Source organism: Blastococcus haudaquaticus, from assembly GCF_900230285.1.
In the GTDB taxonomy this organism is placed as follows: domain Bacteria; phylum Actinomycetota; class Actinomycetes; order Mycobacteriales; family Geodermatophilaceae; genus Blastococcus_B; species Blastococcus_B haudaquaticus.
Genome location: NZ_OCNK01000001.1, coordinates 1011582 through 1026577, shown reverse-complemented (window position 1 = coordinate 1026577; position 14996 = coordinate 1011582). Strand labels below are relative to the sequence as shown.

Genomic DNA, 14996 nt, shown 5'->3' with positions numbered 1-14996 from the left:
GGGTGACCGCACCCTGCACCGGCGAGGAGAGCCCGTGAGCGACCGTGGACCCGGACCGGCGGTGGTGTGGCTCGTCCGCCACGGCGAGAGCGTGGGGAACGTCGCCGACGCCCGGGCGCAGGAGGCCGGGGCCGGCCGCCTGGAGCTCGACGTCCGCGACCCCGACGTCCCCCTGTCCGACACCGGCCGCGCCCAGGCCGAGGCGCTCGGCCGGCACCTGGCCGAGCTGCCCGCCGACCAGCGGCCGACGGCGGTGCTGAGCTCGCCGTTCGCCCGGGCGCTGACGACGGCACAGCTGGCCACCGCGGGACTGGACGTCCGCGTCCGCACCGACGAACGGCTGCGCGAGCGCGACTTCGGTGCCTTCGACGGCATGACGGGCACCGGGATCCGGGAGCAGTACCCGGACGAGGCACGCCGCCGCGACCTGCTCGGGAAGTTCTACTACCGGCCGCCGGGCGGGGAGAGCTGGGCCGACGTCGCGCTGCGGATCCGCAGCCTGCTGGCCACCGAGGCGCTGCGGCACGACTGCGAACGGCTGCTGATCGTCGCCCACCAGGCCGTGATCATGGTGCTCCGGTACGTCCTCGAGGAACTGACCGAGCAGGAGCTGCTCGAGGTCGACCGCGAGGAACAGGTCGCCAACGCCTCGCTGACCCGCTACGAGATGGACGACGCCGGCGATCTCCGGCTCGCCGAGTTCAACGCCGTCGACCACCTGGTCGCCCGCGACGAGGAAGTCACCGAGGAGCCCGATGTCGTCCAGCAGCCCTGAGCCCACGCAGGTCACCCCCGAGGTGCTGCGCGGCTGGCAGCTCCCGGAGCCGACCGGCGGCAAGAACGCCCGCGGCTCGATCCTGGTGATCGGGGGCAGCACCGAGACCCTGGGCGCCGTCCTGCTCGCCGCCGAGGGCGCCATGCGCGCGGGCGCCGGCAAGCTCCAGGTCGCCACCGTGGCCTCCCTCGCCCCGTTCGCCGCCGCCGCGCTGCCCGAGGCCCTCGTGCGGGCGCTGCCCGAGACCGATGGCGGCGCCGTGGCACCCGAGGCCGCGGACGTCGTGCGCGAGCTGGCCGAGTCCGCCGACGCCGTGCTCATCGGGCCGGGCATGACGGACAAGGACGCGACGGAGGCCTTCGGCAAGCGGCTCCTGCCGCACCTCCGCGGCCCCCTCGCCATCGACGCTCTCGGGCTGGCCTGCGTCACCGCCGACGACACCTGCCTGCACCACCTCGGCGGCCGGGTGGTGCTGACCCCGAACCCGACGGAGATCAGCTACGCCCTGCACGTGGAGGAGGACGAGATCGACGACGACCCGGGCGCGGCCACCCTCGATCTCGCGGGGCGGACGCGGGCGGTCGTCGGCCTGGGCGGGGCGACGTCGTGGATCGCGACGCCGGACGGGCAGCTGTGGCTGGACGAGAGCGGGAACGCCGGGCTGGGTGTCTCCGGCTCCGGCGACGTGCGGGCCGGCATCACCGGAGGCCTGCTGGCCCGTGGCGCCGAGCCGGCCCAGGCCGCGGTCTGGGCCGCCTACCTGCACGGCCGGGCGGGGGAGCGGCTGGCCTCCTCGGTGGGGCGGCTCGGCTTCCTCGCGCGGGAGCTGCCGGGGGAGATCCCCAAGGCGCTGGCCGAGGTCGTCCCGTGAGCGCCGGAGCGTCGCGCGTACGTTGACTCCCCGTTCGTCCGACCAGTCCTGGAGGTTGCGTGCACGTCGACGTGCCGGCGAAGGTGCAGGAGATCTACGCGGAGGTGCTGCGCCGCAACCCCGGCGAGGAGGAGTTCCACCAGGCCGTCCGCGAGGTGCTGGAGTCTCTCGCCGTCGTCCTGGGACGGCACAGCGAGTACGCGGAGATGAAGACGATCGAGCGGATCTGCGAGCCCGAGCGGCAGATCATCTTCCGGGTCCCGTGGCAGGACGACTCCGGCGAGGTGCAGATCAACCGCGGGTTCCGCGTGGAGTTCAACTCCGCTCTCGGGCCCTACAAGGGCGGCCTGCGCTTCCACCCCTCGGTGAACCTGGGCATCGTCAAGTTCCTCGGCTTCGAGCAGATCTTCAAGAACGCGCTCACCGGCATGCCGATCGGCGGTGGCAAGGGCGGCTCCGACTTCGACCCCAAGGGCCGGTCGGACGCCGAGGTCATGCGGTTCTGCCAGTCGTTCATGACCGAGCTGTACCGGCACATCGGCGAGTACACCGACGTGCCCGCCGGTGACATCGGCGTCGGCGCCCGCGAGATCGGCTACCTCTTCGGCCAGTACAAGCGGATCACCAACCGCTACGAGTCCGGTGTCCTCACCGGCAAGGGTCTCGGCTGGGGCGGGGCGCTCGTGCGCACGGAGGCCACCGGCTACGGCGCCGCGTTCTTCGCCCAGGCGATGATGGAGGCGGCCGGCGAGTCGTTCGACGGCAAGCGCACGGTGATCAGCGGCTCGGGCAACGTCGCGGTGTACGGCATCGAGAAGGTGCACCAGCTCGGCGGCAGGGTGGTGGCCTGCTCGGACTCCAGCGGCTACGTCGTCGACGAGCAGGGCATCGACGTCGAGGTCCTCAAGCAGGTCAAGGAGGTCGAGCGCGGCCGGATCTCCGACTACGCCGACCGCGTGAGCGGCGCGTCGTTCGTCGTGGACGGCAGCGTCTGGGACGTCCCCTGCGACGTCGCCGTCCCCAGCGCGACGCAGAACGAGCTGGACGCCGACGCGGCCCGGACACTGGCCGGCAACGGCTGCCGCTACGTCGTGGAGGGCGCCAACATGCCGACGACCCCCGAGGCGGTCGCGGCGCTCCGGGAGGCCGGCATCGCGTTCGCGCCGGGCAAGGCGGCCAACGCCGGCGGCGTGGCGACCTCGGCCCTGGAGATGCAGCAGAACGCCTCGCGCGACCGGTGGACGTTCGAGCACAGCGAGCAGCGGCTCGAGGAGATCATGCGCAACATCCACCGTCGGTGCCACGAGACCGCCGAGGAGTACGGATCGCCCGGCGACCTGGTGCTCGGCGCCAACGTCGCCGGCTTCCTGGAGGTCGCGGAGGCCGTGCACGCGCACGGGCTGATCTGACACCTCTGTCAAGCGTGCTTGACAGTTCCGTGCACCGCTGATTCCCTCTCCCCTGTCAAGCACGCTTCACAGGGGAGTCGATCATGGTCGTGCGGCACGTCGCTGCGGTGCTCACGGGGCTGGTGATCGCGGCCGCGCTCGGGTTGCTGGCCGGGGTCTTCGGGAACGACGACGAGTTCTGGCTGCGCACCGGCGTCTTCGCCGCGTGCGCCGTCGGACCGGCCTACGGCGTCGGCTGGCTGGTCTTCCTGTCCGGCACCGCGGACACCGAGGAGGTCGCCCGGCCGGAGGAGACCGTCGAGCAGCAGTGGTGGCACCGCAGCGCCTCGGCGTCGTTCCTGGACGTCCTGGTCGTCGCGGGCGTCGGCACGACCGCGCTCGCCACCACCGGCCTGGAGGTGGCCGCGACGACGGCGCTGGGCGCCCTGCTCGTCGTCGCGATGGCCGACGTGGCCGTCCGCCTCGCGGTGCTGCGCCGACGCGAGGCCTGAGGGGGGTGCGCAACGACCTCGCCGAGCGCCGCGCCGCCCGCGGCTGGTCGCAGGGCCGGCTGGCCGAGGAGCTGGGCGTCTCCCGGCAGACCGTGATCTCGCTCGAGAAGGGACGCTTCGACCCCAGCCTGCCGCTGGCGTTCCGGGTGGCGGCCCTGTTCGGCTGCCGGATCGAGGACGTCTTCACGCCCGACGAGAGCTGACTAGAGCTCGGCGCGCAGGATCTCGGCGGCCAGCGCCAGGGAGCGCATCTTGCCGGCGGCGGAGTCGCGGGGCAGGTACTTGAGACCGCAGTCGCTGGTGAGCACCAGCCGGTCGACGTCGACGTCGACCAGCGCCCGCCGGACGCGGTCGGCCACCACCTCGGGGGTCTCCACCTCCGGGGTGGACAGGTCGAGGACGCCGAGGGCGATGCCCTTGCCGCGGAGCGGCCGCAGCGTGGCCGGGTCGAGGGAGGACTGCGCGGTCTCCACGGCCACCGTGTCGACGGGGGTGTCGGCGAGCTCGGGCAGGAACGAGTAGCCCTCGGGACGCTCGGCGACCATCGCGGCGTAGCCGAAGCACAGGTGCAGGTGCACCGGGCCGGGCGCGCCCTCCACGGCCCGGGTCACCGCCTCCGCCCCGTACCGCCGGGCGACGTCGGGGCGGGCCTGCAGCCACGGCTCGTCGATCTGCACGATGTCGGCGCCGGCGGCGAAGAGGTCCGCGATCTCGGCACGGACGACGTCGGCGTAGGCCAGCGCCAGCGCGCGGTCGTCGCCGTAGTGGTCGTCCTGGGCTTGCTGCGCCATGGTGAAGGGCCCGGGGACGGTGATCTTCACGGTCCGGTCGGTGTGCGCGCGCAGGAACCGGACGTCGTCGGCCTGGACGGGGGCCGGCCGGCCGACGTCACCGACCACCCGCGGCACCGGGATCGGCTTGCCGGAGCGGTTGAGGATGCTGCCGGGACGGTCCACGTCGATCCCGCTGAGCGCCGTCGCGAAGTGGTTGGAGTACGACTCCCGCCGGATCTCGCCGTCGGTGACGATGTCGAGCCCCGCGTCCTCCTGCGACCGGATCGCCAGCAGGGTCGCGTCGTCCTGCGCCCCGGCGAGGAGCTCCGGCGCGACCCGCCACAGCTCCGCTGCCCGCACCCGTGGCGGGAACTGGTGGGCGAGGCGGTCCCGGTCGATGAGCCAGTCCGGCTGGGGCAGGCTCCCGACGATCGACGTGGGCAGCCGGGGCAGGGCGCGGGCGGGCATGTCGGCGAGTCTGCCGCGCGGGCGACCGGTGCGCGCAGTCCGGGGCTGTGCTGTGCTGGACGGCGTGGCAGACAACTACATCGCGGAACTCCCCTTCGGGGCCCCGAAGATCGACGACGACGCCTTCGTGGCACCGACCGCCGTCGTGGTGGGTGCCGTCAGCATGGGTCCGCGCGCCAGCATCTGGTACGGCGCGGTGGCCCGGGCCGACCACGAGACGATCGAGATCGGCGCGGGGTCCAACGTCCAGGACGGCTGCACGCTGCACTCCGACCCCGGCTTCCCGCTGGTGATCGGGCGGGACGTCACCGTGGGGCACCGCGTGGTGCTGCACGGGGCCCGGATCGACGACGAGGTGCTGGTGGGCATGGGCAGCGTCGTCATGAACGGAGCGCACATCGGCTCGGGCTCGATCGTGGCCGCCGGCGCCGTGGTCACCCAGGGCAAGCAGTTCCCGCCGCGCTCGGTGATCGCCGGCGTCCCGGCGAAGGTGGTGCGGGAGGCCACCGACGACGACCTGCTGCACATCCGCGGGAACGCGGCCGCCTACTACGAGCGGCTCCCCGAGGCGCGCAAGGTCCGCCCGGTGGTCCGGCGCCCGCTGCCGCCGGCCGGCATGGTGCCGGGCGACGCCTTGTCCTGACGCCGGGGTCCTAACGGACGGCCAGCCACTCCCTCAGGCCCGTGAGCAGGCGGTCGACGTCGTCGCGGTCGCTGTAGGGCGCGAGGCCGACGCGCAGGCCGCCGGCGGCGCCGAGGCCGAGCCAGCGGCTGGCCTCGATCGCGTAGAACGAGCCCGCCGGAGCGTTCACCCCCCGCGCGGCGAGGAAGCGGTACGCGTCCGCGGCGTCCCGCCCGTCGAACGTGGCCAGCAGGGTGGGCGTCCGGTGCGCGGCGCGCGACCAGAGCCGGACACCGGGCAGCGCGGCCAGGCCCGCCTCCAGGTGCTCGCGCAGGCCGTCCTCGTACTCCTCGACGGCCGCCATCGCGCTCAGCAGCCGCTCCCGCCGCGTACCACCGTCCGGGGCGAGGCCGGCGAGGAAGTCGATCGCCGCCGTCGTCCCGGCCATCAGCTCGTAGGGCAGCGTGCCCAGCTCGAAGCGCTCCGGGACGTCGTCCGACGACGGCAGCAGCTTGGCCGGTGCCAGCGACCCCAGCAGCGCGGGGTCGGCGGTCAGGACGCCGCAGTGCGGCCCGAGGAACTTGTACGGCGAGCAGGTGTAGAGGTCCGCGCCCAGCGCGCGGACGTCCACGGGGGCGTGGGCGGTGAGGTGCACGCCGTCGACCGCGAGCAGGGCGCCGGCCGCGTGCACGCGCTCGGCGATGGCGGCCACCGGCGGGCGGGTGCCGATCAGGTTCGACGCCCCGGTGACGGCCACCAGCCGGGTGCGGTCGGTGAGCACCTCGGCGACGTCGTCGGCGGTGAGCTCGCCCGTCGCGGGGTCGAAGGCCGCCCAGCGCACCGTCGCGCCGGCGGCCTCGGCCGCGATCACCCACGGGCGGATGTTCGCGTCGTGGTCGAGCCGGGAGACGACGACCTCGTCACCCGGCCCCCAGCCGGCCGCGATCGCCCGCGAGGCGTCGAAGGTCAGCTGGGTGGCGCTGCGGCCGAAGACGATCCCGCGCGGGTCGGCGCCGAGCAGGTCCGCCAGGGCCGAGCGTGCACCGGTCACGACGTCGTCGGCGGTGCGTTCCGCGGCGGTGGTCCGGCCGCGGTTGGCGATCGGCGCGGTGAGGGTGTCGGCGACCGCGCGGGCGACGGCCTCCGGCACCTGGGTGCCACCGGGGCCGTCGAAGTGGGCGGTGCCGGCTCGCAGCGCCGGGAACTGCGCCCGGACCGCGGCGACGTCGTAGCTCATGCCCGGCGACGCTACCCAGGCGACCGGAGCGGCACCTCCGCACGCTCGTGCTCTGAGTCCCCACGGACTCAGAGCACGAGCATCCGCAGGTGGCAGGTGGCAGGTGGCAGGTGGCAGGTGGCAGGCGCAGCGGTCAGCGCAGCAGGTCCCGCAGCAGCTTCCCGACCGCGTCCACCTCGATGAGGAAGCCGTCGTGCCCGTAGGGGGACGCGATCACGTGCAGCGGGACGTCGAGCCCGTCGGCCACCTGCTGCTGCTGGGTGATCGGGTAGAGCCGGTCGCTGTCCACACCGGCCACCACCGACCGCGCGGTCACCCGGCCCAGCGCCGCCTCGACGCCACCGCGGCCACGGCCGACGTCCCAGCTGTTCATGGTCTCGGTGAGCACGACGTAGCTGCCGGCGTCGAACCGGCGGCCCAGCTTGTCGGCGTGGTGCTCCAGGTAGCTGGCGACGGCGAACCGGCCGTCCTCCTGCACCGCGGAGCCGAACCGCTCACCCAGCTCGAACGCGCTGCGGTAGGTGAGGTGGGCGATCCGGCGGGCGACGCCCAGCCCCTGCAGCGGGGGGTCGGCCGGGTCGTAGTCACCGCCCGCCCAGCGGGGGTCGCTGCGCACGGCGGCCTGCTGGGTGGTCTGCGTGCCGATCTGGTCGGCGGTGGCCACGGCGCCCGACGCGAGGAAGAACAGCGTCCCCACCCGCTCGGGGAGCGCCACCGCCCACTCCAGCGCCCGCATGCCGCCCATGGAGCCGCCGACGACGCACGCCCACCGGTCGATGCCGAGCGCGTCGGCGAGCGCCGCCTCCACCCGCACCTGGTCGCCGACGGTCACCTCGGGGAACCGCGACCCCCAGCGGATCCCGTCCGGGTCGAGGGACGACGGCCCCGTCGTCCCCTGGCAGCCGCCCAGCACGTTGGCGCAGACGACGAAGAACCGGTCGGTGTCCAGCGGGGCGCCGGGCCCGACCAGCCCGTCCCACCACCCCGGCGTCGGGTGCCCCGGCCCGGCCGGACCGACGACGTGGCTGTCGCCGGTGAGAGCGTGCTCGACCAGGACGGCGTTCCCGCCGTCCGCCGCGAGGGTCCCCCACGTCTCGTACGCGACCCGGACCGCCGGCAGCACGCCGCCGCGCTCCGGGGAGAACGCGGGCAGGTCGAGGAACACCCGGTCGCCGACCGGGTCCCCCTCGACCCACCCGCCCATGATCGGCCCGCCGGCGCGGTCAGACGGCCTTGGCGGCGCGGAAACCGGCCTCGAGGTCGGCGAGGATGTCCTCGATGCCCTCCAGGCCCACGGCGAGTCGCACCAGGCCCGGCGTGACACCGGTCGTCAGCTGCTCGTCGGGCGTGAGCTGCGAGTGCGTCGTCGACGCCGGGTGGATGACGAGGCTGCGGACGTCACCGATGTTGGCCACGTGGCTGTGCAGCTCCAGCGCCTCCACGAACTTCTGGCCGGCCTCGCGGCCCCCGTGCAGCTCGAACGTCAGCACCGCACCGGCACCCTTGGGCGCGTACTTCTGCTGCGCCCCGTGCCACGGCGAGGACTCCAGCGCCGGGTAGTTCACCCGGTCGACGGCGTCGTGGCTCTCCAGGAACCGCGCCACCTTCGTGGCGTTCCCCACGTGCCGCTCGAGGCGCAGCGACAGCGTCTCGATGCCCTGCACGACCAGGAAGGCGTTGAACGGGGAAATGGCCGGGCCGAGGTCGCGCAGCAGCTGCACGCGGGCCTTGAGCGCGTAGGCGGGTGCGCCCAGATCCTTGTAGACCACGCCGTTGTAGGTCGGGTCCGGGGTGGTGAAGCCCGGGTGCTTGCCACCGGCCCAGTCGAACGTGCCGCCGTCCACGATCAGGCCGGCGATCGCGGTGCCGTGCCCGCCCAGGTACTTGGTGGCCGAGTGCACGACGACGTCCGCGCCGAACTCGAACGGCCGGATCAGGTACGGCGTCGCGATGGTGTTGTCGACGATCAGCGGGACGCCGTTGCGGTGGGCCACCCCGGCGACGGTCTCGATGTCGAGGATGTCGCCCTTGGGGTTGCCGATGGTCTCGCCGAAGAAGGCCTTGGTGTTGGCCTGCACCAGGGACTGCCAGTTCTCCGGGTCGTCCGGGTTCTCGACGAAGGAGACCGTGACGCCGAGCTTGGGCAGCGAGTGGTGCAGCAGGTTGTACGTGCCGCCGTACAGCGAGGCGGAGGCGACGACGTGGTCGCCGGCCTCGGCGACGTTGAGCAGCGCCAGGGTGGTCGCCGACTGCCCGCTCGCCACGGCCAGCGCCGCGACACCGCCCTCGAGCGAGGCCACGCGCTGCTCCAGCGCGTCCTGCGTCGGGTTCATGATCCGCGTGTAGATGTTGCCCATCTCGGCCAGGGCGAAGAGGTCCGCGGCGTGCTTGCTGTCGCGGAACTGGTAGGCCGTGGTGGCGTAGATCGGCAGCGCGCGGGCGCCGGTCGTCGGGTCGGGGCTCGTGCCGGCGTGGATCTGCCGGGTCTCGAAGCTCCAGCTCTGCGGGTCGGTCATGCGCCGTCTCCTATCGCTCGCGGGAGATCCCGCGGCGCGCAGGAACTCCGTCCTTGCCGGGCGACGGGCGTCGTCCGGCCGGCTCTTCCCCTGGAGCACCTCAGACGGAGTTGAGGTTGCCGGGCAGCCAGCCAGGTGCTTGTCGCTGCCTCTCGTGAGCCACTGCCGATCCTAGGACGCCGGAACGCACCCGGCACACCCGCCCGGGGCCTGGTCAGCCGGCCAGCGTCGCGATCGCCCCGCGCACCTCGTCGAGGGACAGCGCCATGGTGGCGTCGCCGACCGGGAGCTCGACCCGCTGCACCGCGGGGTCGCCGGTCGTCATCGACCGCTCCCACGTCCAGAGACCGCCCTCGGCGAGCTCTCGCGCGGCAGTCCGGAAGTCGTCCGCGCCCGTGCGGAGCAGCAGGTGCAGCATCGGCGTCTGCGGGGGGCCGGGGATGACGGTGACCCCGGGCAGGTCGCGCACGGCGTCGGCGATCTCCCGCGCCCGCTGCAGGTAGCCGGGGAACAGCGGCAGCCGCCGGCGCAGGCAGCTGAGCGCCGACGCCGCTCCCGGCCACAGCCCGAACAGCGTGCCGCCCATCCGCCGGCGCCACTCGCGCACCTCGGCGACGACGTCCGCCGGGCCGGCCAGGCAGCACCCCGCCAGCGCGCCGATGCCCTTGTAGAAGCTGACGTAGACGGTGTCGAACAGGGCGGCGATCTCGGCCGGCGGACGGGCGTAGCCGGCTGCGGCCTCCCACAGCCGGGCGCCGTCGAGGTGGGCGGCGGCGCCCCGTTGGCGGGCCCAGGCGACCTGCGCGACGAGGTCGTCCCAGGCGGGCAGCTGCCCGCCGAGGTCGCGCTGCGGCAGTTCGACCAGCAGCGCGGCGGGCGGTTCGGCGACGGCGTCGAGGTCGGCGCGCAGGAGCAGCCGGTGCCGGTCCCCGGCCGGCCGCCCGACGAGCCCGTGCAGCCGTTCCGGGGCCCGGTCCTCGTGCCGCTCGAGGTGGCTCTCCGGGTGGTAGACGACCGCGCGCCGGCCCCGCCGGTCGGCGTGCACCCGCAGCGCGGCCTGCTGCGCCATCACCCCGCTCGGCAGGTACACGGCGGCCGGGAGGCCGAGCAGCGCGGCCACCTCGGCCTCCAGCTCGGCCACCACCCCGCCGTCGCCGTAGCGGTCGACGGCGGTGTCCGGCGGGACGGTCGCCAGCAGGTCGGCGGCCGTCTGCGGCCCGTGCCCGGGGAGCGCGCGGTCGCAGGCGTCGCGGAGAGCGGTCAGGTCGGCGTCCACGACCCCAGTCTGATGTCTCACGTGAAACAGCCGTCCCGAACCGGCCGATGCCCGGCACGTCACGGCCCGCTCGGCCGCCCGACCCCGGGCACGGCAGGCTGGGCGCGTGCGCGCGCTGCTCTTCGAGTCCTTCGCCGGCCCGCTGACGGTCCGGGAGGTCCCGGCGCCCGACCCGTCGCCGCACGGCGTCGTCGTGGAGGTCGCGGCCAGCGGGATCTGCCGCAGTGACTGGCACGCCTGGCAGGGTCACGACCCCGACGTCGTCCTGCCGCACGTCCCCGGGCACGAGCTGGCGGGCACGGTGGCCGCGGTCGGGGCGGAGGTCCGGCGATGGCGGGTGGGCGACCGGGTGACGGTGCCGTTCGTCAACGCCTGCGGCCGGTGCGCGCAGTGCGCGGCGGGGGAGCACCAGGTGTGCGCCCGCCAGACGCAGCCCGGTTTCACGCACTGGGGCTCGCTGGCCGCGTTCGTGGCGCTCGACGCGGCCGACGTGAACCTCGTCGCGGTCCCCGCGGACCTCGACCTGGCCACCGCCGCGGCGCTGGGCTGCCGCTACGCCACCGCCTTCCGCGCGGTCGTGCACGTCGCCCGGGTACGACCCGGGGAATGGGTCGCGGTGCACGGCTGCGGCGGCGTGGGCCTGTCCGCCGTCCAGATCGCGGTGTCCGCCGGCGCCCGGGTGGTCGCCGTCGACGTCGCGGCCGGCGCCCTCGAGCTGGCGCGGGAGCTGGGTGCCGAGCACGTCCTGGACGGCGGTGCCGACGTCCCGGCCGCCGTCGTGGAGCTGACCGGCGGCGGGGCGCACGTCTCCCTCGACGCCCTGGGCGCGCCGGTGACCTGCGCGAACTCCGTCCGCAGCCTCCGGCCCCGCGGGCGGCACGTGCAGGTCGGCCTGCTGCCGCCCGGCCAGGGCCGCGCCGACGTGCCGATGGAGCGGGTGATCGCCCTGGAACTGCAGGTGCTCGGCAGCCACGGCATGGCCGCCCACGCCTACCCCGAGCTGCTGGGCCTGATCTCCGCCGGCCGGCTGGACCCGCGCCGGCTCGTGACCCGGGAGCTGGGGCTCGACGACGCCCCGGCCGCCCTCGCCGAGGTCGGCGGCCGGCCCGGGATCGCCGTCGTCACGTCGTTCCGACCCCGGATCAGCCCGACGGGCTGACCCCCGTGGGGGCGCTCGTCCGGGTGGACGGGGCGCTCGTGGTCGAGGGCAGCGGTTCGTCGGTCTCCTCGAGGGGGGTCTCCGTCGGCTCCTCGGTGGGCGTCGGCTCGGCGCTGGTGGACGGGGCGGTCGTCGTCCGGGGTGCGGACGTCGTCGCCTCCGGGGTCGTCTCGGGAGCCGGCTCCGGCCCCGTCGTCGTCGTGGGCGAAGGCGCGGGCACGACGGTGCCGGTCTCCGTGGTCGACGTCGTCGCGGCCCCCGGCGTCGGCGGCTTCACGTTGAGGTACAGCACGTAGACGGCGACGAAGAGGACGGCGAGGACCACCGTCGACGTCCGTGCGCGGCCCAGGTGCGAGGGGATCCGCGACGGGTGCCAGCGGCTGCGTGTCGGCCCGTCCGCGGGGGACGTGCTGACCGACGGCTGGACCTCCGGCTGCACCTCTGTCGGCTGCTCCGCGGTCGCCTTCTCCTCCGGCCCGGTCACGCGTCCTCCTCCGCCCGGCGGCCGGGCACGGCGGCCGACACGGTCGTCGGCGTCGGCACGCTCATCCCCTGGGCGCGGAAGGCCAGCACGACACGGGCGCGCAGGTCACGGCCCACCTCGAACTGCTTGCCGGGCAGGGTGCGCGCCACCATCCGGACGTTCACCTGGTCGAGGTCGAGGCTCTCCACGCCCATGACGCTGGGCGGGTCGAGCAGCAGCGGCCGCAGGGCCGGGTCGCGGAACGCCTCGCGGCCGACGCCGCGGAGGATCTCGTTGGCCCGGTTGACGTCGACGGCGGTGGGGATCGGGACGTCGACGACGGCCCGCGCCCAGTCGCGCGACAGGTTCACGACCTTGACGATCTGCCCGTTGGGGACCGTGACGACCTCGCCGTCGGCCGACCGGACGCGGGTCACCCGCAGCGTCACGTCCTCGACGGTGCCGTTCGCCGGGTCCCCGCCGCCGACCACCTGGATCGAGACGACGTCCCCGAAGCCGTACTGCCGCTCGGTGATGATGAAGAAGCCGGCCAGGACGTCGCCGACGATCCGCTGGGCGCCGAAGCCGAGCCCGACGCCGAGGACCGTCGCCGGCGCGACCAGGCCGGTCACCGGGACGCCCAGCCGGTCCAGCACGAAGAACACCGCGATCGAGTAGATGAGCACCACCGCGGCCCAGGTGAGCACCTGGGTGAGGGAGTGCCGGTGCTTGGCAGCCTCCGAGCGGACCAGCGCGTCGCCGCCCGTGTAGCGGGCGTCGATCCGGTCGGTGATCCGGGTGCCCACCCACGAGACGAAGCGGGCCAGGAGCACCGATCCGACGACGATCAGCACCACCTCGAGCCCGCGGCCCGAGAGCCAGTCGCGCACCTCGGTCAGCGCATCCATGCCACTCCTGTCACTCGATCGGTCGGTCGGTCCCTCGTCGATCCGTCGTCCGGTCCACCATGCCCCGTTCTCGTCCGGGGCGCCGACGGGCCGTCAGCGTGGCTCCACGAAGAGCGACTGCGCCGACCGGCCGATCGCGCCGTCCTCGTCGAAGAGGACGGCCGTGCACAGCGCGGCACCGGAGCCGCCCAGCGTGGTCACCGCGTCCATGCCCACCCACTCCCCGCGGGGTGGCCGACTGAGCGAGACCAGCAGGTCGACGTTGGCGAACGTGGCCCTCGTCCAGTCCAGCTCGGCGGAGATCCCGCTGGCCGCGTCGGTCATGACCAGCAGGTGCTGCAGCGGCGTCATCGGCTCGCCCTCGACGAGGGAGCAGCGCGGGGTCGTCCAGGCCGACGCGGGGCCGGGGGCGTTGAAGCTCCCGGTGGGGAACCGCCACTCCAGCGCCCGGTGGTAGGCGACGTCGGTGGTGAAGAACGCCGCGTCCTCCGCGCGGCTGTCCTGCGGCCCGGCGACCGCGGGATGGGGCGCGGGGGCCGGCGGTGCGGCGCCGTCGGCGCGGGTGCGCATCCGCCAGGCCGACAGCCGCATCAGCGGCCGCTCGTCACCGGCCGTCAGCACCACCTCGACCAGCTCGATCCGCCGTCCCGACCGGACGACCGACGACCGCAGCCGGACCGGGCCCACCGGCACCGGGCCGAAGATGTCGTAGGCCAGCCGCACCGTCTGCCCGCCCTCGATCCCGCTCGCCCGCTCGGCCTCGCGGAGCAGCAGCGCAGCCGGCGGGCCGGCGTGCTGCAGCCCCGGATCCCAGGGTCCGATGGTCAGGGCGGTCGCCAGGTACCCGTCGTCCGTGGGCTCGTAGAGAGCGGCCGGGAGTTCCATGCCCAGCAGTCTGGCGCTCCCCTCAGACCGCCGTGCGGCGGGCCTGCCAGGCGGCACCCCCGGTCCATGCGGCGGTGGCCGCGGTCGCCGACCACCACAGCCACCGCACGTCCTCGGGGGCGGACAGCAGGAGGAGGACGGCGACGACGCACGCCGCGCCGGCCAGGGGGACCGACCGCGCGAGCGTGCCGGCCGTGCCGGGCCCCGGCACGAGGACGAACGCGGCGGCGGCCGCCAGCAGCAGGAATCCGCACAGCAGAGCCAGCAGCCCGGCGGTCACCCCGTACTGCGCGGGCAGCGCGATCGCACCGAGCCCGCCGGCCAGGCCACCCCCGGCGAGGCCGAGCAGCAAACGGCGGCGGCGCTCGGACCACGGCTGCCGTCGCCGCACGGCGCCCACCTGCTGATCCGGTCGATCCTCATCGGGTCCATCCGTCTCCATGCCGCCAGGGAACCGGACGGTCCTGTGAGCTCCCTGGGCGGATCGCGCGGCCGGTCGGGCCGGGCAGCGGTGGTGCGCCCGCCGGTCTCGATAGGATCCGCTCCGTCGGAGCCCGTCATCGCGACGGATCCCGTGGTCAGGAGGCGGCAGGCGTGACGATCCGGGACCGGGGACTGGTGCTCGACGACGTCTCCCGCGCGATCGTCGAGCAACTGCAGGAGGACGGCCGCCGTCCCTACGCGCGCATCGCCGCGGCCGTCGGGTTGTCCGAGGCCGCCGTCCGCCAGCGCGTGCAGCGGCTGCTCGACGCCGGGATCATGCAGATCGTCGCCGTCACCGACCCGCTCCAGGTGGGCTTCGCCCGGCAGGCGATGGTGGGGGTGCGGACGCGGGGGGACTCCCGGGTCGTCGCCGACGCGCTGGCCGCCTTCGAGGAGGTGGACTACGTGGTCATCACCGCGGGCTCGTTCGACGTCCTCGCCGAGACCGTGTGCGAGGACGACGACCAGCTGCTGGGCATCGTCAGCAGGATCCGGGCGATCGAGGGCGTGGAGTCCACCGAGACGTTCATGTACCTCGGCCTCCGCAAGCAGACCTACGCCTGGGGCACCCGCCGCACCGGCGCCCCGGACAGCTGAGCGGCCGGCCTCGCTGCAGGGTCCCGCCGCGAGCGTGCGAGCGGTGGGGGGCAGAGAGGTCCT

At 74.6% G+C, this 14996-nt stretch carries 17 protein-coding genes and 1 riboswitch; of the genes, 8 read left to right on the top strand and 9 right to left on the bottom strand.

Going from position 1 to position 14996, the window contains the following annotated elements; all coding sequences use genetic code 11:
* Nucleotides 1-34 precede the first annotated feature (34 nt).
* The 5 genes from CRP30_RS05025 to CRP30_RS05005 all read left to right on the top strand — a co-directional run bounded on the left by CRP30_RS05025 (nucleotide 35) and on the right by CRP30_RS05005 (nucleotide 3749).
* Nucleotides 35-775 carry a histidine phosphatase family protein gene (locus CRP30_RS05025; protein ID WP_097182783.1) on the top strand — a complete coding sequence of 247 codons (741 nt, stop codon included), beginning with the start codon at nucleotides 35-37 and terminating at the stop codon, nucleotides 773-775.
* The gene (locus CRP30_RS05020) at nucleotides 756-1646 is read left to right on the top strand and encodes an NAD(P)H-hydrate dehydratase (RefSeq protein WP_097182782.1); all 891 of its coding nucleotides are present in this window, start codon (nucleotides 756-758) and stop codon (nucleotides 1644-1646) included. The genes CRP30_RS05025 and CRP30_RS05020 overlap by 20 nt, the downstream gene beginning before the upstream one ends.
* A gap of 59 nt (nucleotides 1647-1705) precedes the next feature.
* Nucleotides 1706-3055 carry an NADP-specific glutamate dehydrogenase gene (gene gdhA / locus CRP30_RS05015; protein ID WP_097182781.1) on the top strand — a complete coding sequence of 450 codons (1350 nt, stop codon included), beginning with the start codon at nucleotides 1706-1708 and terminating at the stop codon, nucleotides 3053-3055.
* 83 nt (nucleotides 3056-3138) lie between these two features.
* Complete coding sequence (locus CRP30_RS05010; RefSeq protein ID WP_097182780.1) at nucleotides 3139-3546, top strand: hypothetical protein; 408 nt, start codon at nucleotides 3139-3141, stop codon at nucleotides 3544-3546.
* 5 nt (nucleotides 3547-3551) lie between these two features.
* Entirely contained in the window at nucleotides 3552-3749 is a 198-nt protein-coding gene (locus CRP30_RS05005; protein WP_097182779.1) for a helix-turn-helix transcriptional regulator, read from the top strand.
* Here CRP30_RS05005 and CRP30_RS05000 read toward each other — a convergent pair whose 3' ends face one another.
* Entirely contained in the window at nucleotides 3750-4787 is a 1038-nt protein-coding gene (locus tag CRP30_RS05000) for a 5-methyltetrahydropteroyltriglutamate--homocysteine methyltransferase (RefSeq protein WP_097182778.1), read from the bottom strand.
* A gap of 64 nt (nucleotides 4788-4851) precedes the next feature.
* On the opposite strand from CRP30_RS05000, the gene CRP30_RS04995 reads away from it, so the two are divergent.
* Nucleotides 4852-5430 carry a gamma carbonic anhydrase family protein gene (locus CRP30_RS04995; RefSeq protein WP_235003170.1) on the top strand — a complete coding sequence of 193 codons (579 nt, stop codon included), beginning with the start codon at nucleotides 4852-4854 and terminating at the stop codon, nucleotides 5428-5430.
* A gap of 10 nt (nucleotides 5431-5440) precedes the next feature.
* Here CRP30_RS04995 and CRP30_RS04990 read toward each other — a convergent pair whose 3' ends face one another.
* The 4 genes from CRP30_RS04990 to CRP30_RS04975 all read right to left on the bottom strand — a co-directional run bounded on the left by CRP30_RS04990 (nucleotide 5441) and on the right by CRP30_RS04975 (nucleotide 10438).
* On the bottom strand, nucleotides 5441-6646 hold the full coding sequence (locus tag CRP30_RS04990) for a cysteine desulfurase-like protein (protein ID WP_097182776.1): 1206 nt from the start codon (nucleotides 6644-6646) through the stop codon (nucleotides 5441-5443).
* A 133-nt stretch (nucleotides 6647-6779) separates the two neighbouring features.
* Complete coding sequence (metX, locus tag CRP30_RS04985; RefSeq protein WP_097182775.1) at nucleotides 6780-7850, bottom strand: homoserine O-acetyltransferase MetX; 1071 nt, start codon at nucleotides 7848-7850, stop codon at nucleotides 6780-6782.
* Nucleotides 7851-7869: 19 nt separating this feature from the next.
* Nucleotides 7870-9162 carry a bifunctional o-acetylhomoserine/o-acetylserine sulfhydrylase gene (locus CRP30_RS04980; protein WP_097182774.1) on the bottom strand — a complete coding sequence of 431 codons (1293 nt, stop codon included), beginning with the start codon at nucleotides 9160-9162 and terminating at the stop codon, nucleotides 7870-7872.
* Between the two features lie 44 nt (nucleotides 9163-9206).
* A riboswitch (SAM riboswitch) is annotated at nucleotides 9207-9322 on the bottom strand.
* A 54-nt stretch (nucleotides 9323-9376) separates the two neighbouring features.
* Nucleotides 9377-10438: a threonine aldolase family protein gene (locus CRP30_RS04975; RefSeq protein ID WP_097182773.1), complete on the bottom strand. Its 1062-nt coding sequence runs from the start codon at nucleotides 10436-10438 to the stop codon at nucleotides 9377-9379.
* A gap of 106 nt (nucleotides 10439-10544) precedes the next feature.
* Between CRP30_RS04975 and CRP30_RS04970 the strand changes: the two genes are divergently transcribed.
* The gene (locus CRP30_RS04970; RefSeq protein WP_097182772.1) at nucleotides 10545-11597 is read left to right on the top strand and encodes a zinc-dependent alcohol dehydrogenase family protein; all 1053 of its coding nucleotides are present in this window, start codon (nucleotides 10545-10547) and stop codon (nucleotides 11595-11597) included.
* Here CRP30_RS04970 and CRP30_RS04965 read toward each other — a convergent pair.
* The 4 genes from CRP30_RS04965 to CRP30_RS04950 form a co-directional block, all read right to left on the bottom strand.
* Nucleotides 11581-12081, bottom strand: a complete 501-nt coding sequence (locus CRP30_RS04965; protein WP_097182771.1) for a WLR motif membrane protein — start codon at nucleotides 12079-12081, stop codon at nucleotides 11581-11583. The two genes, CRP30_RS04970 and CRP30_RS04965, sit on opposite strands and share 17 nt — an antisense overlap.
* Complete coding sequence (locus CRP30_RS04960) at nucleotides 12078-12968, bottom strand: mechanosensitive ion channel family protein (protein WP_097182770.1); 891 nt, start codon at nucleotides 12966-12968, stop codon at nucleotides 12078-12080. The genes CRP30_RS04965 and CRP30_RS04960 overlap by 4 nt, the downstream gene beginning before the upstream one ends.
* 93 nt (nucleotides 12969-13061) lie before the next feature.
* Entirely contained in the window at nucleotides 13062-13853 is a 792-nt protein-coding gene (locus CRP30_RS04955; RefSeq protein ID WP_097182769.1) for a thioesterase family protein, read from the bottom strand.
* A 22-nt stretch (nucleotides 13854-13875) separates the two neighbouring features.
* A complete protein-coding gene (locus CRP30_RS04950; protein WP_143278399.1) occupies nucleotides 13876-14244 on the bottom strand; it encodes a hypothetical protein in 369 nt (122 codons plus the stop codon).
* 203 nt (nucleotides 14245-14447) lie between these two features.
* Between CRP30_RS04950 and CRP30_RS04945 the strand changes: the two genes are divergently transcribed.
* Complete coding sequence (locus tag CRP30_RS04945; RefSeq protein ID WP_097182767.1) at nucleotides 14448-14933, top strand: Lrp/AsnC family transcriptional regulator; 486 nt, start codon at nucleotides 14448-14450, stop codon at nucleotides 14931-14933.
* Nucleotides 14934-14996: the final 63 nt, after the last annotated feature.